This window comes from Rhizobacter sp. Root1221 (assembly GCF_001425785.1).
In the GTDB taxonomy this organism is placed as follows: Bacteria; Pseudomonadota; Gammaproteobacteria; order Burkholderiales; family Burkholderiaceae_C; genus Rhizobacter.
Window position 1 is genome coordinate 266,837 of the sequence record NZ_LMDI01000023.1, and the last position, 21,497, is coordinate 288,333.

Annotated in this window: 23 protein-coding genes; 18 read left to right on the plus strand and 5 right to left on the minus strand. The window is 64.7% G+C overall.

What is annotated here, in order from left to right:
- Positions 1–16 precede the first annotated feature (16 nt).
- From ASC87_RS17700 to ASC87_RS17715, 4 genes are all read right to left on the minus strand, one after another.
- Complete coding sequence (locus tag ASC87_RS17700; RefSeq protein WP_056664872.1) at positions 17–1,009, minus strand: beta-ketoacyl-ACP synthase III; 993 nt, start codon at positions 1,007–1,009, stop codon at positions 17–19.
- Positions 1,006–2,118 (minus strand): phosphate acyltransferase PlsX, encoded by a 1,113-nt coding sequence (gene plsX / locus ASC87_RS17705; protein WP_056664874.1) that lies wholly within the window; start codon positions 2,116–2,118, stop codon positions 1,006–1,008. The genes ASC87_RS17700 and plsX overlap by 4 nt, the downstream gene beginning before the upstream one ends.
- A gap of 149 nt (positions 2,119–2,267) precedes the next feature.
- Complete coding sequence (gene rpmF / locus ASC87_RS17710; protein WP_056664877.1) at positions 2,268–2,450, minus strand: 50S ribosomal protein L32; 183 nt, start codon at positions 2,448–2,450, stop codon at positions 2,268–2,270.
- Positions 2,451–2,601: 151 nt separating this feature from the next.
- Positions 2,602–3,150, minus strand: a complete 549-nt coding sequence (locus tag ASC87_RS17715; RefSeq protein ID WP_056664882.1) for a DUF177 domain-containing protein — start codon at positions 3,148–3,150, stop codon at positions 2,602–2,604.
- 71 nt (positions 3,151–3,221) lie between these two features.
- Here ASC87_RS17715 and ASC87_RS17720 point away from each other — a divergent pair, with 71 nt between their 5' ends.
- On the plus strand, positions 3,222–3,815 hold the full coding sequence (locus ASC87_RS17720) for a Maf family nucleotide pyrophosphatase (protein ID WP_056664886.1): 594 nt from the start codon (positions 3,222–3,224) through the stop codon (positions 3,813–3,815).
- Positions 3,812–4,573, plus strand: coding sequence for an SAM-dependent methyltransferase (locus ASC87_RS17725; RefSeq protein WP_056664891.1), 762 nt, complete (start codon positions 3,812–3,814; stop codon positions 4,571–4,573). The genes ASC87_RS17720 and ASC87_RS17725 overlap by 4 nt, the downstream gene beginning before the upstream one ends.
- Here the strand turns inward: ASC87_RS17725 and ASC87_RS17730 are convergent.
- Positions 4,570–6,042, minus strand: coding sequence for a DEAD/DEAH box helicase (locus ASC87_RS17730; protein ID WP_082568704.1), 1,473 nt, complete (start codon positions 6,040–6,042; stop codon positions 4,570–4,572). The genes ASC87_RS17725 and ASC87_RS17730 overlap by 4 nt on opposite strands.
- 98 nt (positions 6,043–6,140) lie before the next feature.
- Here ASC87_RS17730 and rfbB point away from each other — a divergent pair, with 98 nt between their 5' ends.
- The 16 genes from rfbB to ASC87_RS17810 all read left to right on the plus strand — a co-directional run bounded on the left by rfbB (position 6,141) and on the right by ASC87_RS17810 (position 21,492).
- Positions 6,141–7,196: a dTDP-glucose 4,6-dehydratase gene (gene rfbB / locus ASC87_RS17735; protein WP_056664896.1), complete on the plus strand. Its 1,056-nt coding sequence runs from the start codon at positions 6,141–6,143 to the stop codon at positions 7,194–7,196.
- 252 nt (positions 7,197–7,448) lie between these two features.
- On the plus strand, positions 7,449–8,342 hold the full coding sequence (gene rfbD / locus ASC87_RS17740) for a dTDP-4-dehydrorhamnose reductase (protein ID WP_056664901.1): 894 nt from the start codon (positions 7,449–7,451) through the stop codon (positions 8,340–8,342).
- A gap of 19 nt (positions 8,343–8,361) precedes the next feature.
- A complete protein-coding gene (rfbA, locus tag ASC87_RS17745; protein ID WP_056664905.1) occupies positions 8,362–9,246 on the plus strand; it encodes a glucose-1-phosphate thymidylyltransferase RfbA in 885 nt (294 codons plus the stop codon).
- Positions 9,246–9,797, plus strand: a complete 552-nt coding sequence (rfbC, locus tag ASC87_RS17750; protein WP_056664908.1) for a dTDP-4-dehydrorhamnose 3,5-epimerase — start codon at positions 9,246–9,248, stop codon at positions 9,795–9,797. Before rfbA ends, rfbC begins: the two co-directional genes overlap by 1 nt.
- 86 nt (positions 9,798–9,883) lie before the next feature.
- Positions 9,884–10,315 carry a MarR family EPS-associated transcriptional regulator gene (locus tag ASC87_RS17755; RefSeq protein WP_200954400.1) on the plus strand — a complete coding sequence of 144 codons (432 nt, stop codon included), beginning with the start codon at positions 9,884–9,886 and terminating at the stop codon, positions 10,313–10,315.
- A gap of 195 nt (positions 10,316–10,510) precedes the next feature.
- Positions 10,511–11,521: an NAD-dependent 4,6-dehydratase LegB gene (locus ASC87_RS17760; protein WP_056664912.1), complete on the plus strand. Its 1,011-nt coding sequence runs from the start codon at positions 10,511–10,513 to the stop codon at positions 11,519–11,521.
- Positions 11,522–11,536: 15 nt separating this feature from the next.
- On the plus strand, positions 11,537–12,703 hold the full coding sequence (locus tag ASC87_RS17765) for a LegC family aminotransferase (RefSeq protein WP_056664915.1): 1,167 nt from the start codon (positions 11,537–11,539) through the stop codon (positions 12,701–12,703).
- Positions 12,700–13,875 carry a UDP-N-acetylglucosamine 2-epimerase gene (gene neuC, locus ASC87_RS17770; protein WP_056664918.1) on the plus strand — a complete coding sequence of 392 codons (1,176 nt, stop codon included), beginning with the start codon at positions 12,700–12,702 and terminating at the stop codon, positions 13,873–13,875. Before ASC87_RS17765 ends, neuC begins: the two co-directional genes overlap by 4 nt.
- 10 nt (positions 13,876–13,885) lie before the next feature.
- Entirely contained in the window at positions 13,886–14,944 is a 1,059-nt protein-coding gene (neuB, locus tag ASC87_RS17775; RefSeq protein WP_200954405.1) for an N-acetylneuraminate synthase, read from the plus strand.
- The gene (locus ASC87_RS17780; protein WP_082568707.1) at positions 14,941–15,591 is read left to right on the plus strand and encodes an acetyltransferase; all 651 of its coding nucleotides are present in this window, start codon (positions 14,941–14,943) and stop codon (positions 15,589–15,591) included. The genes neuB and ASC87_RS17780 overlap by 4 nt, the downstream gene beginning before the upstream one ends.
- Entirely contained in the window at positions 15,588–16,637 is a 1,050-nt protein-coding gene (locus ASC87_RS17785) for a nucleotidyltransferase family protein (RefSeq protein WP_056664924.1), read from the plus strand. Before ASC87_RS17780 ends, ASC87_RS17785 begins: the two co-directional genes overlap by 4 nt.
- A complete protein-coding gene (locus tag ASC87_RS17790) occupies positions 16,634–17,395 on the plus strand; it encodes a cytidylyltransferase domain-containing protein (RefSeq protein ID WP_056664926.1) in 762 nt (253 codons plus the stop codon). Before ASC87_RS17785 ends, ASC87_RS17790 begins: the two co-directional genes overlap by 4 nt.
- The gene (locus ASC87_RS17795; protein WP_056664929.1) at positions 17,392–18,594 is read left to right on the plus strand and encodes an N-acetyl sugar amidotransferase; all 1,203 of its coding nucleotides are present in this window, start codon (positions 17,392–17,394) and stop codon (positions 18,592–18,594) included. The genes ASC87_RS17790 and ASC87_RS17795 overlap by 4 nt, the downstream gene beginning before the upstream one ends.
- A 9-nt stretch (positions 18,595–18,603) precedes the next feature.
- A complete protein-coding gene (gene hisH, locus ASC87_RS17800) occupies positions 18,604–19,221 on the plus strand; it encodes an imidazole glycerol phosphate synthase subunit HisH (RefSeq protein ID WP_056664932.1) in 618 nt (205 codons plus the stop codon).
- Between the two features lie 13 nt (positions 19,222–19,234).
- Positions 19,235–20,011 carry an imidazole glycerol phosphate synthase subunit HisF gene (gene hisF, locus ASC87_RS17805; RefSeq protein ID WP_056664934.1) on the plus strand — a complete coding sequence of 259 codons (777 nt, stop codon included), beginning with the start codon at positions 19,235–19,237 and terminating at the stop codon, positions 20,009–20,011.
- Positions 20,011–21,492 carry a hypothetical protein gene (locus tag ASC87_RS17810; RefSeq protein WP_157604101.1) on the plus strand — a complete coding sequence of 494 codons (1,482 nt, stop codon included), beginning with the start codon at positions 20,011–20,013 and terminating at the stop codon, positions 21,490–21,492. Before hisF ends, ASC87_RS17810 begins: the two co-directional genes overlap by 1 nt.
- The last annotated feature ends 5 nt before the right edge of the window (positions 21,493–21,497 follow it).

Here is a 21,497-nt window from a genome sequence, read left to right on the forward strand (position 1 = left end):
GCGAAGCGAGCGGACGCTACAGGTCCAGCAGCACCGCGCCCCAGGTGAAACCGCCACCCACGCCTTCGAGCATGACGGTGTCGCCCGGCTGGATGGTACCCGCCCGCACGGCGACGTCCAGTGCCAGCGGGATGGAGGCGGCCGACGTGTTGCCATGTTCGTCGACGGTGACGATCACCTTCTCGAGCGGCAGCTTCAGCTTCTTGGCCGTGCCATGCATGATGCGGATGTTTGCCTGGTGCGGCACCAGCCAGTCGATGTCAGCTTCGGTGCGGCCGGCCTTCTCGAGCACCGAGCGGGCCACGTCTTCCAGCACACCCACGGCCAGCTTGAACACGGCCTGGCCGTCCATCTTCAGGAACGGGTCGCCCAGCACCTGGCCGGCCGAGACCGTGCCCGGCGTGCAGAGGATGTCGGCATGGCGGCCGTCGGCATGCAGCTCGGTGGCGACGATGCCCGGGGTATCGCTGGCCTCCAGCACCACGGCGCCGGCGCCGTCACCGAACAGCACGCAGGTGGTGCGGTCCTTGAAGTCGAGGATGCGCGAGAACACCTCGGCGCCGATCACCAGCGCCTTGCGGGCCGCGCCGGTGCGGATCATCGAATCGGCCACCGTCATGGCGTAGACGAAGCCCGAGCACACGGCTTGCACGTCGAACGCCGGGCACCCCACGATGCCGAGCTTTCGCTGCACGATGCAGGCGGTGGACGGGAACACCATGTCGGGCGTGGACGTGGCGACGATGATCAGGTCGATGTCGGCGGGCGTGAGCCGGGCCGCCTCGATGGCATGGCGTGCGGCGGCAACGGCCAGGTCGCTGCAGGGCACATCGGGCTCGGCGAAATGCCGTGCCTTGATGCCGGTGCGCGCGATGATCCACTCATCAGAGGTTTCGACACCGTCGGCGGCCAGTTGAGCGGCGAGCTGGACGTTGCTGAGGCGCTTCGGGGGCAGGTAACTGCCGGTGCCGGTGACGCGTGAGTAGCGGGCAGAGGAAGATGGAGTCATGCAGCGAGGGCGTCGCCCGGACCCACGGGTTGCTCTGGTGACGGGGCCGCGGCGGGCTGCGTCTGGAGCATCTCGAGGATCTGGTCGTGCACCCGATCAAGCAAACGATTGCGGGCCGCATCATAAGCCCGATTGAGAGCCTGCTCGAACGCAAAGGCATCGGCGGACCCGTGGCTCTTGAACACCAGCCCGCGCAGGCCCAGCAGGGCCGCACCGTTGTAGCGGCGGTGGTCGGCACGCGCTTTGAACGCTTTTAGCACCGGCATGGCCACGAATGCGAGCAGTTTCGTGAACAAGCTGCGCGAGAACTCTTGCTTGATCAGGCTCACGATGAGGCTGGCCATGCCCTCGGCGGACTTCAGCGTGACGTTGCCCACGAACCCGTCGCAGACGACCACGTCGGTGGTGCCCTTGAAGATGTCGTTGCCTTCCACATTGCCGTGGAAGTTGATGGCACCTGCGTCGCCGGCCGAACGCAGCAGTTGCGATGCGCGCTTGATGACTTCGCTGCCCTTGATGGCTTCTTCGCCGATGTTCAGCAGGCCCACGGTGGGATCGGGCTTGCCCTCTATCGCCGACACCAGCGCACTGCCCATCACGGCGAACTGCAGCAGGTGTTCCGGGGAGGAGTCGACGTTGGCACCCAGGTCGAGCACCGTGGTGAACCCGTCTCGCATGTTGGGCATCACCGTGGCGATGGCCGGGCGGTCGATGCCGTCGAGTGTCTTGAGCAGGTAGCGGGCGACGGCCATCAGCGCGCCGGTGTTGCCGGCGGACACGCACACGTCGGCCGCGGCCGGCGCGCCATCGGCACCCGGCTTGACCTGGCTCAGCGCCACGCGCAGCGACGAATCCTTCTTGCGGCGCAGCGCCACCTCGACCGGATCGTCCATCTCCACCACTTCCGACGCAGCCACCACCTTGCACCGGGCCCAGCCGACGGCTTCGGCCAGCGCGTCGGCGCGGCCCACCAGGATGAGCTCGGCCCGCGGATGTGCGGCGAGGAATGCGCGGCAGGCCGGCAGGGTGACGGAGGGCCCGTGGTCGCCGCCCATGCAATCGATGGACAGGCGGACGGTATCGAGGGCTGGCAGCGCAGGCGAAGTCATCGGGGTGCGAGCGAAAGCGAGCGGCGAATCATCGTCTCGGAAACACGCATGCCCGGCAAGGCATTCAGCTCAGGCCGGGCAAGCGGTGGGGATCAAGCAGTTTACCCGGTGCGTGGCCAAGGCCACGCGCGGGTAACGAGCGGATGCCGTCAGGCGTCCGCCTTCGTCTTGAGCACCTTGCGCCCACGGTAGAAACCGTTCGGGCTGATGTGGTGGCGCAGGTGCGACTCACCGGTGGTCGGCTCGATGGCGGTGCCCGGGGTGTTCAGGGCATTGTGCGAACGGTGCATACCGCGCTTGGAGGGCGACTTCTTGTTTTGCTGAACAGCCATGAAAAGCTCCTTAGGTCTCCTGATGCTCTTTCACAGGAGCCAGGGGGTGTAACCGCATCGTCGTCCCGGCGAAATGCCGAAACCGCGCGTCGAAAAGCCTGAGATTCTAGCACGGGGTTCGGCGCCTGGGCGAACTCCGTCGATCAATCGGTCAGTTCGGCAATCCACCACGCTTGAGCGCGGCCAGTTTGGCGAACGGGTTGGGTTTGTCGTCTTCCGGGAGGTCGTCCTCGGCGACCTTCAACGGGTCGGGGCAGACGTCGTGGCGCGGCACGATGGGCAGCGCCAGCAGCAGCTCATCTTCCACAAGCTCCCGCGCGTCGAGTGCGCGAGTGAGTGCCAACACGTCATCCTCGCTGTCGGAATCCAGGTCGGCAGCGGTGTCCTCGCCGTGCACGAACAGGAACGACCGTTCGGCCTCGATGGCCTCGGTCATGGGTTTCAGGCAACGCTGGCACTCGAGCGCCACCTCGGTGTGGGCCGACGCGTGCAGCCACACCTGGGGCTCACTGCCCTTGGCCGTGCGAAGCTCACCGGTCAGGCGCCAGACCACCGGTGGCGACGTGGCTGCGGAGCCGGGCAGTACGGACGTGGCCAGGCGCTCCAGGCTCTCCAGCGGCCAGGTGCCGTCGAGGGTTTCGCCATCCTTGGCGAACGCGGCGACGTCGAGTCGCAGCGGGTCGAATTCTCGGGATTTCATGTCCGACAGTGTAAATCGCACCCCTCCGCACAACAGGGTCGCCACACGCCCGCCGGTGGGAGAATCGGCGGATGCACTCCCCCCACCGGTTGATCCTCGCATCGACATCGACCTACCGCCATGAACTGCTCGAACGGCTGCGCCTGCCGTTCGAGGCCGTTGCGCCCGATGTCGACGAAACCCCGCTGCCCGGCGAACAGCCGGCCACCCTCGCGCGCCGCCTCGCGCGCGCCAAGGCGGCCGACGTGGCCGCCCACCACCCCGGCGCCGTGGTGATCGGCTCCGACCAGGTGGCCGACCTCGACGGCCTGCCGCTCGGCAAACCCGGGAACCACGACAGCGCCGTGGCCCAACTGCGCGCCATGCGCGGCCGCACCGTGGTGTTCCACACCGCCGTTGCCGTGCGCTGCGTGGCGCGGGCCGTCGACACCTGCGAAATGGCCAGCGTCACCGTGCACGTGCGCGACCTGTCGGACGACGACATCGAGCGTTACCTCGCCGCAGAGCAGCCATACGACTGCGCGGGCAGCGCCAAGGCCGAAGGGCTGGGCATCGCCCTGCTGTCGGGCATTGAATCCGACGACCCCACCGCGCTCATCGGCCTGCCGCTGATCCGCACGTGCGCGCTGCTCCGGGAGGCGGGCATCGACCCGTTGAACCCGTGACGCAGGGGCGCCTGATCCTGGTCCCCAACAGCCTCGACTTCGGTGTATCCACCGACGGCGACCTGCAAGACGTGCTGCCGCTCGGTGCGTTGCGCACCGCGGCCCGGCTCACCCACTGGGTGGCAGAAAACGCGAAAACCACCCGCGCGTTCCTGAAGCGCGTGGACGCCATCGTGCCGCTCGCGCAACCGCTGCAGGGCCTGTCGATCGTGGAACTGCCCCGCCCGCAGAAGGGCGCACGGCAGGCTGCGGCGGCCCCGGACCTGAAGCCGCTGCTGCAGGCGGCAGTCGACGGCGTTGATGTGGGGTTGATTTCGGAGGCGGGGTTGCCCGCCATTGCCGACCCGGGCGCGGCGCTCGTGCAGGCCGCGCATGCGCTCGGCATCGCGGTGCTGCCGCTGTCGGGGCCCAGTTCGCTGCTGATGGCGCTGGGCGCCAGCGGCCTCAACGGCCAGAGCTTCGCGTTCGTGGGGTACCTGCCGGTGGATGGCGGCGAACGCGGCCAGCGCATCCGCGACCTGGAGGCGCTGTCCAAACGCGCGCAGCAGACCCAGCTGATGATCGAGACACCCTACCGCAACGAGGCCCTGCTGGGCGCGCTGCTGTCCCACCTGCGCGGGGACACCTGGCTGTCGGTGAGCAGCGGGCTCACGCTGCCCACGGGCTGGACCCACACGGCGCGGGTCTCCAGCTGGAAAGGGGCACCGCGAGCCGTGTCGAACGACGTGCCGGCGGTGTTTTCCTTGCTTGCCGGTTAGTCAGCCTTCTTGCCGCCGAACAAGGCGGCAATCTTGCGCTTGGGCTTGATGTTGGGCGACACCCGCGCGGCGGGTGCCGGCGTCTTGCTCTCCCAGCTGGCTTCGCCGGAGCCCGACGGTTCGTAGGGTTTGTCGAAGAACGGGTCGCGCGGCGGCGCCTTCGGTGGGGCGTAGGTGCGCACCGGACGCGACTCGGTGGTGGCCGGACCATCGTCCCAGCCGCGGCGCGGGCCGCGGTCGGGGCGGCCTTCCCGCGGTTCGAAGCGCGGGCGGCTGGCGTCCAGTTCCAGGGGCTCCAGCTCCAGCTTCTTCTTGATCAGCTTTTCGATGTCGGTGACGAGGCGCGTGTCGTCGCGGGTCACCAGTGTCACCGCCAGGCCCGATGCGCCGGCACGGCCAGTGCGGCCGATGCGGTGCACGTAATCTTCCGCGTTGAACGGCACGTCGAAGTTGATCACGGCGGGCAGGTCGGCGATGTCGAGGCCGCGGGCGGCCACGTCGGTGCAGACCAGCACGTCGGTCTCGCCCTTCTTGAACGAATCGAGTGCCTTCAGGCGCTCGTCTTGCGACTTGTCGCCGTGCAGCGCGTTGGTCTTCAGGCCGTCACGCTCCAGCGAACGCGCGAGGCGGGCACAACCGAGCTTCGAATTGACGAACACGATGGCCTGTTTGATGCCGCGGTCGGCCAGCACCTTGATGACGGCTGCGCGCTTGTCATCCGTGGAGACGCTGTAGAAGCGCTGCTCCACGTTGGTGGCCGTGGCGTTCGGGCGGGCCACCTCGACCAGGATCGGGTCCTGCAGGTAGCTTTCGGCGAGACGCTTGATCTCGGTGGAGAACGTGGCCGAGAACAGCAGCGTCTGGCGGGCCTTGGGCAGGTAGCTCAGGATGCGCTGCAGGTCGGGCAGGAAGCCGATGTCGAGCATGCGGTCGGCTTCGTCGAGCACCACGTACTCGACCTGGTTCAGCACGCAGTTCTTGGCCTCGATGTGGTCCAGCAGGCGGCCTGGCGTGGCGATCAGCACCTCGACACCCTGCTTCAGCTCGAGCGTCTGGGGCTTCATGTCGACCCCGCCGAACACCACCGCCACACGCAGCTTGCTGTGTTTCGCGTAGTTCTTGATGTTGTTGGCGACCTGGTCGGCCAGCTCCCGCGTGGGGGCCAGCACCAGCGCGCGCACCGGGTGGCGAGCGGGCGAGACGCTGCTGGTCTCGTGCTTGAGCATCTTCTGCAGCAGCGGCAGCGAAAACGCGGCCGTCTTGCCCGTGCCCGTCTGGGCGGCGCCCATCACGTCGCGCCCGGCCAACACCAGCGGAATGGCCTTCGCCTGGATGGGCGTGGCGAGGGTGTAGCCGGAGTCGGCGATGGCCCGCTGCAGCATGGGGGCCAGGGGCAAGGTGGAGAATTCCACCGCGGGAGGCGGCTCGGCCGCATCGACGCGGGGGGTATCCAGGGATGTATCGGTCATCCTCCGATTATCCCCCTTCGCGGGATCACCGCCTTTTGGCCCGGATTCGGCCACTAGAATCAGTGGATTCGCACTCTGTCGCATTCGACTCCCGCTCCATGATCCTCGTGACAGGCGGCGCCGGCTTCATCGGCGCGAACTTCGTCCTCGACTGGGCCGCGACGACCGACGAGCCCGTGGTGAACCTCGACGCCCTCACGTACGCCGGCAACCTCGAGAGCCTTGCGTCGCTGCAGGGCAACCCGCGCCACACGTTCGTCAAGGGCGACATCACCGACCGTGCGCTGCTCGACCGCCTGCTCGCCGAACACCGGCCGCGCGCCATCGTGCACTTCGCCGCGGAAAGCCACGTCGACCGCAGCATCCACGGCCCCGGCGACTTCATCCGCACGAATGTCAACGGCACGTTCACGCTGCTCGAAGCCGCCCGTGCGCATTGGCTGTCACTCACCGGCGATGACAAGGCGAACTTCCGCTTCCACCACGTCAGCACCGACGAGGTGTACGGTTCGCTGTCGGCCACCGCCCCCGCGTTCACCGAAACCCATCCGTACGAACCCAACAGCCCGTACTCGGCCAGCAAGGCGGCCAGCGATCACCTCGTGCGTGCGTGGTTCCACACCTACGGCCTGCCGGTGGTCACCACCAACTGCAGCAACAACTACGGGCCCTACCACTTCCCCGAGAAGCTGATCCCGTTGATGATCGTCAACGCACTCGCCGGCAAACCGCTGCCCGTGTACGGCGACGGCCAGCAGGTGCGCGACTGGCTCTACGTGAAGGACCACTGCTCGGCCATCCGCGAGGTGCTCGCACGCGGCGCCCTCGGTGAAACCTACAACGTGGGCGGCTGGAACGAAAAGCCCAACCTCGAGATCGTGCACACCGTGTGCGCGCTGCTCGACGAACTGCGCCCCGATCCCGCCGGCAGCTACAAGCGCCTCATCACCTTCGTCACCGACCGCCCCGGCCACGACCGCCGCTACGCCATCGACGCCAGGAAGCTCGAACGCGAACTCGGCTGGACGCCCGCCGAAACATTCGAAACCGGCATCCGCAAGACCGTGCAGTGGTACCTCGACCATGCGGATTGGGTGGCGAACGTGCAGAGCGGGAACTACCGGGATTGGGTCTCGAAGCAATACGGCGCATGAACTCCCACCCGTCATCCCGGCGAACGCCGGGACCCACCATCACCATCCTGACCCACTCGCCCGAGTGGGCCCCGGCTTTCGCCGGGGTGACGGGGGTTCGCCCATGAAGATCCTCCTCCTCGGCAAGAACGGCCAAAAGACACTGTCATCCCGGCGCAGGCCGGGATCTACCGCGCTGCCAGCAAACGCCGGTGTTCAACGAACCGGTGGAGATCCCGGCCTGCGCCGGGATGACAACGTGGCGGGTCGCCCATGAAGATCCTCCTCCTCGGCAAGAACGGCCAGGTCGGCTGGGAGCTGCAGCGCGCGCTCGCACCGCTCGGTGACGTGGTGGCCCTGGACCGCCGCAGCAGCCCGGCCGCCGACCTGTCCCAGCCAGAATCGTTGGCCGCCCTGGTGCAATCGGTGCGCCCCGACGTCATCGTCAATGCCGCCGCCCACACCGCCGTCGACAAGGCCGAGAGCGAGCCTGACCTCGCCCGTGCCGTGAACACCACGGCGCCTGCAGTGCTGGCTCGCGAGGCCGCCGCGCTCGGCGCCTGGCTCGTGCACTACAGCACCGACTACGTCTTCGACGGCAGCGGCACCGCCCCGTGGACCGAAAACGCGCCAGTGGCCCCGCTCAGCGTGTACGGCCACAGCAAGGCCGATGGCGAAGCCGCCATCCGCCTGAGCGGCTGCAAGCACCTGATCCTGCGCACGAGCTGGGTGTATGCCGCGCGCGGCGGCAACTTCGCCAAGACCATGCTGCGCCTGGCCCGTGAACGCGATCGGCTGACCGTCATCAGCGACCAGTTCGGCGCCCCCACCGGCGCCGAACTGCTGGCCGACGTGGCCGCGCACGCCGTGCGCGTGGCGCGCCAGCGGCCCGAGGTGTCGGGCACGTACCACGCCGTCGCCGCGGGCGAAACCACGTGGCACGGGTACGCGAGCCACGTCATCGAACATGCGCGTGCCGCCGGGCAGGCGATCAAGGTGCCGCAGGGCGCCATCGACCCGGTGCCCACCAGCGCATTCCCCACCCCGGCACGGCGCCCGGCCAACTCCCGGCTCGACACCACGCGGCTGCGGCAGACCTTCGGCCTCACGCTGCCGCCTTGGCAGCAAGGCGTCGACCGCATGCTGGCCGAAGTGCTGTCCAACTGACATCGACCTTCGAGGGCTCATGAGCAACCGCAAAGGCATCATCCTCGCCGGGGGATCAGGCACCCGCCTGCACCCGGCCACCCTCGCCATCAGCAAGCAGTTGCTGCCGGTGTACGACAAGCCCATGGTGTACTACCCGCTGAGCACGCTGATGCTCGCCGGCATCCGCGACATCCTGCTCATCAGCACCCCGCAGGACACCCCGCGCTTCGAAGCGCTGCTGGGCGACGGCAGCAAGTGGGGCATCAACATCCAATACTGCGTGCAGCCCAGCCCCGACGGCCTGGCCCAGGCCTTCATCCTTGGCAAGGACTTCATCGGTGGAAAGCCGAGCGCCCTCGTGCTCGGTGACAACATCTTCTACGGCCACGACCTGCAGGGCCTGCTCTCGTCGGCGGCGAACCGCGACACCGGCGCCTCCGTGTTCGCGTACCACGTGCACGACCCCGAGCGGTACGGCGTGGTGGCGTTCGACGCGCAGAAGCGCGCGCTCAGCATCGAGGAAAAGCCCAAGGCCCCGAAGAGCAACTACGCGGTCACCGGCCTCTATTTCTACGACGAACAGGTCTGCGACATCGCCGCGAGCATCAAGCCGTCGCACCGCGGAGAGCTGGAGATCACCGACGTCAATGCGCGCTACCTGGCGCAGCAGCAGCTCAACGTCGAGATCATGGGTCGCGGGTATGCGTGGCTCGATACCGGCACCCACGACAGCCTGCTGGATGCTGGGCAGTTCATTGCCACGCTGGAGAAGCGGCAAGGGTTGAAGGTGGCGTGTCCGGAGGAGATTGCGTTCCGGTCTGGGTGGATCACCCCGGAGCAGCTCGATGCGATGGCGCAGCCGATGCTGAAGAATGGGTATGGGCAGTACCTGCTCAAGGTGCTCAAGGAACAGGTGTTCTGATGAAGGTCACCCCTACCGCCCTCCCCGAGGTGTTGCTGCTCGAGCCGAAGGTCTTCGGCGACGAGCGCGGGTTCTTCATGGAGAGCTTCAACCAGAAGCTGTTCGACGACGCCGTCGGATATCCCGTCACCTTCGTGCAGGACAACCATTCGCGGTCTGCCAAGGGCGTGTTGCGCGGGTTGCACTATCAACTGCCGCCGCACGCGCAGGGCAAGCTCGTTCGCGCAGTCAGCGGCGCCGTGTTCGACGTGGCCATGGACATGCGGCGCAGCAGCCCGAACTTTGGCAAGTGGGTGGGCTACGAACTCAGCGCTGAGAACAAGCGGATGCTGTGGATTCCGCCGGGGTTCGCGCATGGGTTCTTGGTGGTGTCCGAGTCCGCCGATTTTCTCTACAAGACGACGGACTACTACATGCCGCAGGCTGAGGGGGCAGTGCGGTGGAACGATCCGACAGTCGGCATCGCCTGGCCCACGCTAGGTGCAGATCCGCAATTATCGAGCAAAGACCGTGACGCGCCCCCCCTGGACCAGGCGAATGCGTTCGAATGACACGGTCACGAGATCCGCGGTGGCGCGGCTTGCGAATCGTACGGATGGCGGTATCATCCAGCCCGTTCAAGGCTTGAACAGACTGGATGATGCAAGCGCCGATGCCACAGGATGAACTGCATTTCGAGCTACTTCGCGAGTTGACGAAAGATCCGGCGGCCAGCCAACGCCGCCTGGCCGACCGGTTGGGCGTCAGCGTGGGCAAGTTGAACTATTGCCTGCGCGCACTGATTGACAAGGGCTGGGTCAAGGCGAACAACTTCCGGAGAAGCGACAACAAGTTGGCGTACGTCTACTTGCTGACCCCGACCGGCGTGTCAGCGAAGGTTCGCTTGACCAGGAGCTTCATCGAGCGGAAAGAGCTGGAATTCGAGACGCTGTCTACAGAAATCCGCGCCCTGAAGCTTGAACTCCCCGTCGATCGGGTCCAACGGCATTCCGCCGAATCAACCGACGCGAGGGACAAAGGTCCAGCCTCTGCTGCGCTTCGCACCCATGGATACCCTCGCGAGCCATGACCGGGGTCCGAGGCCTTTCGGGTCGCTCCATCGACCTGCTGCGACAATGTCGGGTTGGCCTCCTGCCGAATCCTCGGCGAGCCCCCGGCGCCCCTTCGCGACGCCAGGATCACCCTCTCGGCGCTCCGGCGATTCACCCCCGAATCACGCGGACACCACCCTACATCACATTCGGATCGAACGACAGGCTGCGGAATGAAACTCAAAGGCAAAAAGGTATTGGTCACAGGCGCTGATGGATTCATCGGCTCTCACCTGACGGAACACCTCGTGCGAGAGGGCGCCGACGTTCGTGCGTTTGTCTACTACAACAGCTTCAACTCGTGGGGCTGGCTGGACCACGCGGGCGATGACATCAAGTCTTCCATTGACGTCTTCTCCGGCGACATCCGCGACCCCCACGGCGTCAAAGTGGCCATGAAGGATTGCGACGTGGTCATGCACCTGGCCGCGCTGATCGCGATCCCGTATTCCTATCATTCGCCGGACACGTATGTGGACACCAACGTCAAGGGCACCTTGAACGTGGTCCAGGCGGCCCGCGAACTGGGCGTGGAGCGTGTTGTCCACACGTCCACGAGCGAGGTGTACGGCACAGCGCTGTTCGTGCCGATCACGGAAAAGCACCCGTTGCAAGGTCAGTCACCCTACTCCGCCAGCAAGATCGGCGCGGACCAGATGGCGGCCAGCTTCCATGCATCGTTCGGCACCCCTGTATCGATCATTCGCCCGTTCAATACCTATGGGCCACGCCAGTCCGCCCGCGCCGTGATTCCGACCATCATCACGCAGATTGCCTCAGGCGCGCGCGCGATCAAGCTCGGGGCTTTGCATCCTACGCGCGACTTCAACTACGTGCGCGACACGGTCCGCGGTTTCGTGGCGGTGACCGAATGTGATGCCGCGGTGGGTCAGGTCGTCAACATCGGAAGCAACTTCGAGGTGTCGATCGGGGACACGGCGAAGATGATTGCCGACCTGATGGGTCGCCCTGTCGAATTCACGAGCGACGAGCAGCGACTCCGGCCGGCAAAAAGTGAAGTCGAACGTCTTTGGGCCGACAACAGTCTCGCCGCAACGCTGGCAGGCTGGACACCCGAATACGGCGAGAAGGACGGGTTTCGTCGCGGCCTGCAGGAAACCATCGAGTGGTTCTCCAAGAAGGAGAACCTCAGCCGCTACAAGGCCGGCCTCTACAACATCTGAACAGCGAGATCTCGCATGACTTTGTCACAGATCATCACCGAGCGGGTGCAACGCGTCACTGGCCAATCCCAGGTCGCGCTCCACGAGCCCAGCTTCAAGGGCAACGAACTGGCCTATGTCAAGGAATGCATCGACACAGGCTGGGTTTCCTCCGTCGGCAGCTACGTCGATCGGTTCGAGCGGGATCTTGCTGAAGTGACGGGTGTCAAGCATGCCGTGGTGGTATCCAACGGCACCTCGGGGCTGCAGATCGCGCTGCAGCTGGCAGGTGTCCAAAGAGGTGACGAAGTCATCATTCCGGCACTGTCATTCGTGGCCACGGCCAATGCCGTGGTCCATTGCGGAGGAACGCCGCACTTCGTTGACACCGACGAAACGTCGCTGGGCATGTCGGTGCCGGCGCTCGCAGACCACCTCGCTGCCATCACCGAACGCCGGGCGGGCGCAACCGTCAATCGCCAAACTGGCCAACGCATCGCGGCCATCGTACCCATGCACACGTTCGGCCATCCGGTCGACATGCCTGCATTGATCGAGCTGGCGGCCCGCTTCGACATCCCAGTGGTCGAAGACGCGGCGGAATCGCTCGGCAGCCGTATCGGCGATCGGCATACCGGAACGTACGGCCTCTGCGGCATGCTGAGTTTCAATGGCAACAAGATCGTCACGACCGGCGGCGGTGGCGCGATCATCACCAACGACAGTGGCCTCGCAAAGCGCGCGAAGCACCTCACCACCACGGCCAAACAACCTCATCCGTGGGCCTTCTTCCACGACGAGGTGGCATACAACTTCAGGCTTCCGAACCTGAATGCTGCCCTGGGCTGCGCCCAGCTGGAACAGCTGTCGGGTTTCATCGCAGCAAAGCGGGAGCTCACTCAGCGGTACGCGGAGGCGTTGAAAGACGTAGCAGGTGTGTCTCTCTTCGTCGAGCGCCCGGGAACGCACGCCAACTACTGGCTGCAGACCTTGATACTCGACTCGGACGTCGCTCACCTGCGAGACGAGGTCCTGAGCCACACCAACGCGGCGGGGCAGATGACTCGCCCCGTCTGGGAGTTGCTCACGACGCTGCCCATGTATGCGGAATGCCCGACCATGAAGACGCCGGTGGCGCAAGATCTCGCAAGACGCATCATCAATCTCCCCAGCAGCCCCCAACTGGTTCAGGGCGTGTCGTGACGGGTTTCGCCAAGAAGATTGCGGTCGTCTCAGGCAGCCGCGCAGAGTACGGCCTGCTGTACTGGGTGCTGCATGACCTCCAGGAAGCGAAGGGCGTCGAGTTGCAACTTGTCGTCACGGGAATGCACTTGTCTCCGGAGTTCGGCATGACGGTGAAGGTCATCGAACAAGACGGGTTCGAGATCGCCCGGCGAGTGGAAATGCTGCTGTCCAGCGACACCCCCTCCGGTGTCGCCAAATCGATGGGCCTGGGCGTCATCGGCATGTCCGACGCATTGGAACAGCTGGCGCCAGATCTCGTCCTCGTGCTCGGCGATCGCTTCGAGATCCTGGCGGCGGTGCAGGCATGCCTGATCCACAACATTCCGGTCGCGCACATCGCTGGTGGAGATACCACCGAAGGCGCCTTCGACGAATCGATCCGTCACGCTATCACCAAGATGGCACACGTGCACTTCGTGACGAATGAACTGTCCGCACAGCGTGTGCGTCAACTCGGCGAAGATCCTGCCCGCGTCCATTCGGTGGGCAGTCCTGGCCTCGATCACCTGAAGCGCACGCCGCTGCTGGACCGGTATGCCCTGTCAGAAGCGCTTGAGGCGCCGTTGGGCGCTCGCAACCTGCTCGTAACCTTCCACCCGGTGACACTGGAGCCCGGGGAAAGTGTGCGACAGTTCGACCAGCTTCTCGCGGCCCTTGACACCTTGGACGAGGATATTGTCCTCTGGTTCACGCGCCCCAATGCGGACACCGGCGGCCGCGGCCTGTCCGCCCGACTCGATCGTTGGTTCGCGTCCAACCAGCATCGTGCGCGTGTCTACTCGTCGCTGGGGCAACTGCGCTACTTGAGCCTGTTGTCGCAGGCAGACGCGGTGGTGGGCAACTCGTCCAGCGGCCTCTACGAAGCGCCGTCCTTCCACGTGCCGACCGTCGATATCGGTGACCGTCAACGCGGTCGCCTGGCGCCCGCGTCCGTCATTCACTGCGAACCCGAGCGCGATTCCATCCGTTCAGCGATCGCGCAGGCGCTCGAACTCGACTGCAGCGCCGTCTCGAACCCCTACGGCGACGGTGAATCGGCAAAGCGCATCGTTGCCGTGCTCGCCGATCTGCCATCTCGCGATGTCCTGCTCAAAAAACACTTCCACCTGATCGAGGCCCCCCTTGGCTGATTCCACGTTCGTGATTGCAGAGGCCGGCGTCAACCACAACGGGTCCATCGAAATGGCCCTGGAACTGATCGACGTCGCGGCGGAGGCGCAAGCGGACGCCGTTAAGTTTCAGACCTTCAGTGCCACCAAACTGGCCACGGCCTCCGCGGTCAAGGCGGACTACCAGGTCGAGAACACGAAGGAGCAAGGCGGGCAGCTCGAGATGCTTCGAAAGCTCGAACTCTCGTTGAGCGACCACCACATCCTGGTGGAACGCTGCAAGCAACGCGGCATCCACTTCATGTCGACCGGCTTCGACAGTGAGGCCATCGCCTTTCTCTCCACCCTTGGCATGCCGGCTCTGAAAGTTCCTTCGGGCGACATCACCTGTGGCCCACTTTTGCTGCAGGTCGCCCGCTTGAAGATGCCCCTCATCGTCTCGACTGGCATGAGCACCATCGCCGAAATCGAGGATGCGTTGGGCGTGATCGCCTTCGGATTGACCCGCGACGAAGAACCACGCAGCCGCGAAGATTTCATGGCCGCGTACTGCAGCGCCGCCGGGCGCCACGCGCTGGAGGGCCAAGTCACCTTGCTGCACTGTGTGACCCAGTACCCCGCTCCTGCCGAGGCCATCAACCTGCGAGCGATGGACACGATGCGCGCCGCGTTCGGCCTGCCCGTGGGGTACTCCGACCACACCCTCGGCATCGAGGTGTCGCTCGCCGCAGTGGCCCGAGGCGCGAGCGTCATCGAAAAGCACTTCACCCTCGATCGCACATTGCCCGGTCCGGACCACGCCGCGTCGCTCGAACCCAATGAACTTCGGAACATGGTGCGGGGTATCAGGAACATCGAGCTCGCGTTGGGCTCGACGATCAAGGCACCCGCTGCCCAGGAGGTTGGGAACCGTCCAGTCGCGCGCCGCAGCATCGTCGCTGCCCGCCCCATCCGGGCTGGCGATCGGCTCACCATCGAAGACCTGACCTGGAAGCGCCCCGGCACGGGACTGTCCCCCCTCGACGCCTGGGGGCTGATCGGAAGACCCGCGCTCAGGGACTACGCCACGGATGAGCCGATCGCACCATGAGCGGGTTATTGATCATCATCGGGTCCGGCGGGCATGCGGCCGTCGTTGCCGACGCCCTTCTGGCGCACGGGGAACGCGTGCTCGGTTTCACCGATGCAGACCACTCACGCCATGGTCTCAGCATTTGCGGACTACCGGTCCTGGGCGACGACCGCGTACTCGATGAGCACGGCCCCATGCTGAAGCTCGTCAACGGCATCGGTGGCATAGGGATCCCTGCCAGCAACGGCCTTCGCGGCCGCGTGCAACGGTCCCTCGAGGCCAAGGGGTGGCGGTTCGTCGGCGTCCGCCATCCGAGCGCGGTCGTCTCTCCGTTCTCGCGACTCGGTGACACCGTGCAATTGCTCGCGAACAGCGTGATCCAGGCCGGCGCATCGGTCGGTAACGGCTGCATCGTCAACACGGCCGCAGTCGTGGAGCACGACGTCGTGCTCGAAGAGTTCGTGCACGTGTCCTGCCGCGCCGTCGTGTGCGGGAACGTTCAAATCGGTGCCCGCAGCCACATTGGCGCGGGCGCCGTCGTCAAACAAGGCTTGGTGCTCGGCAGCGACACCGTCGTTGGCGCAGGCAGCGTGGTTCTCAAGAGCTTCGCCGCAGGCGCCACGCTGATCGGCGTCCCGGCCCGAGTAATGAAGGAGCGAGAATGAAAACATGGGAACGTGCGCTTATTGCGCCGGAGATGACCCTCCGAGAAGCACTGGCCACCATCGATCGCGCGGGAAGCCAGATGGCCCTCGTCGTGGACGCCGAACGGCGCCTCATCGGCACGCTCAGCGACGGTGATGCACGACGCGGCCTGTTGAAGGGATTGACGCTGACCGACGCGGTGTCTGCGGCCATGCACACGAACCCGACCGTCGCCAAGGCGGGCGACAATCGCCATTCCATCCTCGCGACCATGCGGCAGCGCGGTCTGCACCAGATGCCCGTGGTGACCGCGAACGGCATCGTCGTGGGACTGGAAGTCGTCGATGACTTTCTCACCACGCCCCCGCGGGAGAACTGGGTCGTCATCATGGCTGGCGGACTCGGCTCCCGGCTGGAGCAGCTGACAAGGGAAACACCGAAGCCGATGCTTCGCGTGGGGACACGACCATTGCTCGAGACCATCGTTCGAGGGTTCGCAGCGCAAGGCTTCCATCGCTTCTACTTTGCGGTGAACTACAAGGCGGATCAGATCGAGCGACATTTTGGCGATGGCTCCAGGTTCGGCATCGACATTCGCTACCTGCGCGAAGATCAACGCCTGGGAACCGCTGGCGCGCTGAGCCTCCTCCCCGAGGCGCCGACGCAACCCATCGTCGTCACCAACGCCGACTTGCTGACCAAGGAAGACTTCGGCTATATGCTGGATCAGCACACGGCGTCAGGCGCAGACGCGACGATGGCGGTCCGGGAATACGAGATGCAGGTCCCGTTCGGCGTTGTCCGCGAACGTGACGGACACATCGAAGCCATCGAAGAAAAACCCGTCCAGCGCTTCATCGTCAGCGCAGGTGTCTACGCCATTTCGCCGCACATGCTGGAGTTGGTGCCTCGCGCAACCTTCTTCGACATGCCCTCGCTGTTCGACCTTGCCGCCGGCCAAGGCCTCCGCGCCCGCTGCCATCGCATCGAGGGGTACTGGCTCGACATCGGCCGGCTGCCAGACTACGAACGAGCGAACCTTGAATTCGACGAGGTCTTCCAATGATCGGCGACAAGCGCGTGCTGGCGTTGGTACCTGCCCGGGCGGGTTCGAAAGGTCTTCCCGGAAAGAACGTCCGCCCCCTGCAGGGCAAGCCGTTGCTGGCCTGGCCCATCGAGGCCGCTCGCGGATCCCGCTACGTGGACCGGGTGGTCATCTCTACCGACAGCACAGAGTTTGCGGAACTTGCCCGAGCGGCCGGCGCCGATGTGCCATTCCTCCGTCCGGACCACCTGGCCAATGACACAGCACCGAGCATCGGTTTCGTCGAGCACTGCCTCGATACGCTGGAAGCCGCCGGCGACACCTATCACTACATCGTCCTGCTCGAGCCGACGTCACCACTGACCGAAGCGCAGGACATCGACAAGGCGCTGGAAACACTGGTCGCCAAGGAGCACGACGCCGACGCTATCGTCGGTGTCACCGCCCTCGCATCCTCGCATCCTGCGTTCGCCGTGCGCATCGACACCGATGGACTGATGCAGCCGTACTCGTCCGAGTCCTTCGGGCAGTTGCCCCGCCGCCAGGACATTGAACCCCTCTACAGCCTAGACGGCAGTCTCTATGCCTCCACCGTGGGGGCCATTCGCCGGGAGCGCGGCTTCTGCCACCGCCGAACACTGCCGTTCGTCACACCACGCTGGAAGTCGTTCGAGGTCGATGACCTCGTCGACTTCATCTGCATCGAAGCCATTCTGGCCAACCGCGAACTGATCAAGAACGCGGAAGCCCGACCTACCCCTTGCCGGAGTTCAACATGACCCTCAATATCAAGCGTTGCACCAAGTGCCTCACCAAGGAAACGGTCGACACCATCACTTTCGACGAATTCGGCGTGTGCAGCGTCTGCAGGCAGGTCGAATTCAAGAAGGAGAAGATCGACTGGGAGGCGCGCGGCGTGCAACTCCAGGAGATGATCGCACGCCACAAGGGGAAAGGTAACTATGACTGCGTGGTCCCCTACAGCGGGGGCAAGGACAGCGTGTTCCAGCTTTGGTACATCGTGAAGAAGCTCGGGCTTAAGCCCTTGGTGCTCCGCTACAACCACTGGGGGTACCGCCCTCTCGTGGCCGAGAACAACACCAGCGTCTTCAAGCAACTGGGCGTCGACGTGGTCGAGATGACCACAAGCTTCCACGTGGTGCGCGAGTTGATGCTCGAGTCTCTGAAGCGCCGCGGTGATTTCTGCTGGCACTGCCACACGGGCATCTACGCCGGTGTCATGCACATGGCGCTCAGGTTCGAAACGCCGCTGATCTTCTGGGGCGAATCGACCGCCGAATACCACAGCTGGTACACCTTCGAAGAAATGGAAGAGGTGGACGAGAAGCGGTTCAATCGACTGATGAACCAGGGCATGACCGCCGACGACATGTTCGAGTTTCTGCAAGGCCGGGTCGATCGCCGCGACCTCTGGATGTTTGACTATCCGAAACGCAAGGACTTGATCAAGCTCAAAGTCGAATCGATCTGTCTTGGCAACTACATCGAATGGAACACAAAGCCCCAGGTCGAAATGATCAAGCGCGAACTGGGCTGGAAGGGCCAGGAAGTGGAAGGCGTTCCCCCGCAATACGACTACGAGAAGATCGAGTGCACGTTCCAGGGCATGCGCGACTATGCCAAGTACGTGAAACGCGGTTATGGGCGCACCAATCACCTCGCCACGATCGATATCCGGAACGGGGAACTGGGTCGCGAGGAAGCCCTAGCCCTCGAAGCCCAGTACGACGGCAAGCGGCCGGCGTCCATCGATTGGTTCCTGGACATCCTGCAGATCTCTGAAAGCGAGCTCTACGAGATTCTGGAGAAGCACCAAGTCCACCCCTGGAAGTTCGATGCTTCGACCGTGGAGACGGGCAAGCCCATGCCGGACATGCCACGCTGGGACAACACTAAAGTCGACAAACCGGTCGGCCCGCCCAAGGGCGAGCAAGGCCGCAACGTCAAGTACGTCTGAGGCCGGCGCATGATCGCGATCGTCGACTACGGCATGGGCAACGTTCGCTCGCTGCGCAATGCATTCGAGTACCTCGGGGAGGACGTAATCGTCACCTCCGATCGTGATGAACTGGCATCCGCCGATCGAATCGTGCTTCCCGGCGTGGGCGCATTCGGCGATGCAATGCGTGCCATCCGCGAGCGCGATCTCCAAGCCTTTCTGACCCGTCAGGCACTCGAGGTGAAGAAGCCCATTCTGGGCGTCTGCCTGGGCATGCAGCTGTTCGCAAAAAGCAGCAGCGAGCACGGCAACCACGAGGGCTTGGGGTGGATCGATGCCGACATCCGCAGGCTTGCCGTGCCGGCACCGCTCAAAGTTCCGCACGTTGGGTGGAACGAACTTCACTTCTCTCCTGATGACTGGCTGTTCAAGGGCATCCGATCAGGCGAGGCCAACTTCTACTTCGTGCACAGCTTTCACATGGCATGCCACCGCGGCCAAGACCTGATCGCTACCACAGACTACGGCTCGCCGGTGACCGCGGTGGTACGGTCCGGCAACCTGATCGCGGCGCAGTTCCATCCAGAGAAAAGCCAAGACAACGGACTGAAGATGTTGGGCAATTGGGTTCAACACACATTCTGATGACGGACCGTCCATGCTGAAGAAACGCATCATCCCGAAATTCCTCATCCGCGGTGGCAAACTCGTCAAGGGGGTTCGTTTCCATGAGAACTTCCGCGAGGCAGGAAACCCTGTCTCCACCGCGAAGGTATACGACGCGTACGGTGTCGACGAACTGCTCTTCGTCGACATTGATGCCACCCCTGAAGGCAGGCCGGCCTCGGGCACGATCATCGAACGCGTGTCCGAAGAAGTCTTCATGCCGTTCACCGTCGGCGGGGGCATCCGTTCGCTGGAACAGATTGCGTCATTGCTGGCGAGTGGCGCGGACAAGGTCTGCATCAACACGTCGGCCATCGAGGACCCTGGCTTCGTGACGCGCGCGGCATCGCGATTCGGAGATCAGTGCATCGTAGTCGGCATCGACTACCGCCGCACACCGGGTGGCGGACACCATGTCGTCTCGAACTGCGGCCACCAGGACACAGAGCTGGATCCATTGGTCTGGGCGCAACGAATGCAGGATGCCCATGCCGGCGAGATCATGCTCTGCTCCATCGACCGCGACGGCACGATGGAAGGTTACGACACCGACCTGATCGCCAGCGCGTCCGCCAAGCTGGAGGTGCCGCTGATCGCGTCGAGCGGCGCGGGCACGTTGCAACACTGTCGCGATGCATTGGAAGCTGGCGCCTCCGCCATCACCATCAGCAGCATGTTTCTCTTCTCGGACCACAGTCCCATCAAGGTTCGCACCTACCTGGCTACGAACGGCGTGAGCGTTCGATCGCAAAAGGGTAGTCACAGCTGATGCGCTTCCTCGAATCGAAAACGCTTTGTCGGGTGATGGGGCGATGGCTGGGCGCTCTCGCAGCGCTCGCCACGCTCTCCCTGGTCGTCGTGGCGTGTGGCGGGGGCGGACCGGCGGAGCCGCCTCCACCGGAAACCATCACCATGGAACCGGAGATCAAGGTGTTCGATGCCGACCTTGGTGGATGGGCCTACAACACCGGCCGTTGGTACAACTACGTGATCTCCGACGAGCCCTGCGACTCCGGCATCGGGGTCCCGGCGAGCTTGTTCAGTCCGGCTTCGTGTTTCGCATGGCTCACGTCCGACGCGGGGGCAAACAACGACTGGGTGACCTCCACCGGTCCGTGGTGGATCGATCCGAACCACATGAAGTTGCCCGACGGGACCGGCTTCGGCTTCATCAATGTGCTTGCCTTCGTCCAACTCCCGGCCGCCGTGCGCGCGCCCGCCAACCTGGACGGAAGCCGAGTCTCGTTCGACGCGCGCATTGACTCATCCTTCTCGACGGTTGCGGCCGACAGCCGCGACGGTACTCTCAAGGGGCACATGTATTTCTGGTTCCAGACGGCTCCGCGCACCATCAGCCCTTGTACCCCGGACACCTCCATCGCAGAGGACTGTACGCGGCAAAGCGACTTCATCCTGGTCGGGGACGGCAGCGAGAACTACGAGATCGACAGCATCCCGGCCAACGAGGTGCGACGGTTCTCCTTTCCCATCTCCGCCGCCGACGCCGCGCAATGGAAATGCCTGAGCCGTGGCGTGAGCGTCAAGTACGACTGCATCGATTTCTCCGAGGCCGTGAAGACGGCATCGGTCGCGGGCTTCGTGATTGCACCGACCTTGCCGTGCCCTACCATGATCAACGGCGCCAACCGCCTAGTGTGCGACACCGCTGCAATGTTCCAGGATCCGGCGTCGTACCTCAATACGGGCACGTTCGAGGTCAAGTCCTTTTCCATCACCAAGGAGAAGCCACGCACCACCACGGCAACCCGCGTCGGACTACCTCCCACCGCCACCGTCACCACCGAGCTGCCCTTTGAATGGACTCGCCCGAGCTACGGGGCAGCCAGGAACTTCACGGTGGGGTCAGGCCTCACCTTCCTGGTCGATCCTCAGCTCGGCCCCTTGCGCGTGGGTGTCGCCAGCTCCACCGACGCAGCGCATCTTGACGACACCGGCTACCAGCTCTACATCAGCCCGAAGGGAACCGACGACGGCCAGTTGGTCGACAACCTCATGGTGGTCACCAAGGAAGAATCGGGCAAATTCGACCGCGTGCAGGTGGTTGGGCGCTACAAAGCGGGCGACACGCTCGGCATCTACTTCGAGCAGGACGCGATCGTCTTCCTCAGGAACGACGAAGTCATCATGCAGGCGCCAACGCCTTGCTCGCCGTCAACCGATTGCGTCCTGCACCCGTTCCAGGCGACCTATGGCCCTCCCCTCGGTTTCCCGCGGGTGTTTGTCTATTGACGGCG

Excerpts from the sequence above, each read along its gene's own strand:
- ASC87_RS17700 (WP_056664872.1), bottom strand. The coding sequence starts at position 1,009 with ATGACTCCATCTTCCTCTGCCCGCTACTCACGCGTCACCGGCACCGGC.
- plsX (WP_056664874.1), bottom strand. The coding sequence starts at position 2,118 with ATGACTTCGCCTGCGCTGCCAGCCCTCGATACCGTCCGCCTGTCCATC.
- rpmF (WP_056664877.1), bottom strand. The coding sequence starts at position 2,450 with ATGGCTGTTCAGCAAAACAAGAAGTCGCCCTCCAAGCGCGGTATGCAC.
- ASC87_RS17715 (WP_056664882.1), bottom strand. The coding sequence starts at position 3,150 with ATGAAATCCCGAGAATTCGACCCGCTGCGACTCGACGTCGCCGCGTTC.
- ASC87_RS17720 (WP_056664886.1), top strand. The coding sequence starts at position 3,222 with ATGCACTCCCCCCACCGGTTGATCCTCGCATCGACATCGACCTACCGC.
- ASC87_RS17730 (WP_082568704.1), bottom strand. The coding sequence starts at position 6,042 with ATGACCGATACATCCCTGGATACCCCCCGCGTCGATGCGGCCGAGCCG.
- rfbB (WP_056664896.1), top strand. The coding sequence starts at position 6,141 with ATGATCCTCGTGACAGGCGGCGCCGGCTTCATCGGCGCGAACTTCGTC.
- rfbD (WP_056664901.1), top strand. The coding sequence starts at position 7,449 with ATGAAGATCCTCCTCCTCGGCAAGAACGGCCAGGTCGGCTGGGAGCTG.
- rfbA (WP_056664905.1), top strand. The coding sequence starts at position 8,362 with ATGAGCAACCGCAAAGGCATCATCCTCGCCGGGGGATCAGGCACCCGC.
- rfbC (WP_056664908.1), top strand. The coding sequence starts at position 9,246 with ATGAAGGTCACCCCTACCGCCCTCCCCGAGGTGTTGCTGCTCGAGCCG.
- ASC87_RS17755 (WP_200954400.1), top strand. The coding sequence starts at position 9,884 with ATGATGCAAGCGCCGATGCCACAGGATGAACTGCATTTCGAGCTACTT.
- ASC87_RS17760 (WP_056664912.1), top strand. The coding sequence starts at position 10,511 with ATGAAACTCAAAGGCAAAAAGGTATTGGTCACAGGCGCTGATGGATTC.
- ASC87_RS17765 (WP_056664915.1), top strand. The coding sequence starts at position 11,537 with ATGACTTTGTCACAGATCATCACCGAGCGGGTGCAACGCGTCACTGGC.
- ASC87_RS17780 (WP_082568707.1), top strand. The coding sequence starts at position 14,941 with ATGAGCGGGTTATTGATCATCATCGGGTCCGGCGGGCATGCGGCCGTC.
- ASC87_RS17785 (WP_056664924.1), top strand. The coding sequence starts at position 15,588 with ATGAAAACATGGGAACGTGCGCTTATTGCGCCGGAGATGACCCTCCGA.
- ASC87_RS17790 (WP_056664926.1), top strand. The coding sequence starts at position 16,634 with ATGATCGGCGACAAGCGCGTGCTGGCGTTGGTACCTGCCCGGGCGGGT.
- ASC87_RS17795 (WP_056664929.1), top strand. The coding sequence starts at position 17,392 with ATGACCCTCAATATCAAGCGTTGCACCAAGTGCCTCACCAAGGAAACG.
- hisH (WP_056664932.1), top strand. The coding sequence starts at position 18,604 with ATGATCGCGATCGTCGACTACGGCATGGGCAACGTTCGCTCGCTGCGC.
- hisF (WP_056664934.1), top strand. The coding sequence starts at position 19,235 with ATGCTGAAGAAACGCATCATCCCGAAATTCCTCATCCGCGGTGGCAAA.
- ASC87_RS17810 (WP_157604101.1), top strand. The coding sequence starts at position 20,011 with ATGCGCTTCCTCGAATCGAAAACGCTTTGTCGGGTGATGGGGCGATGG.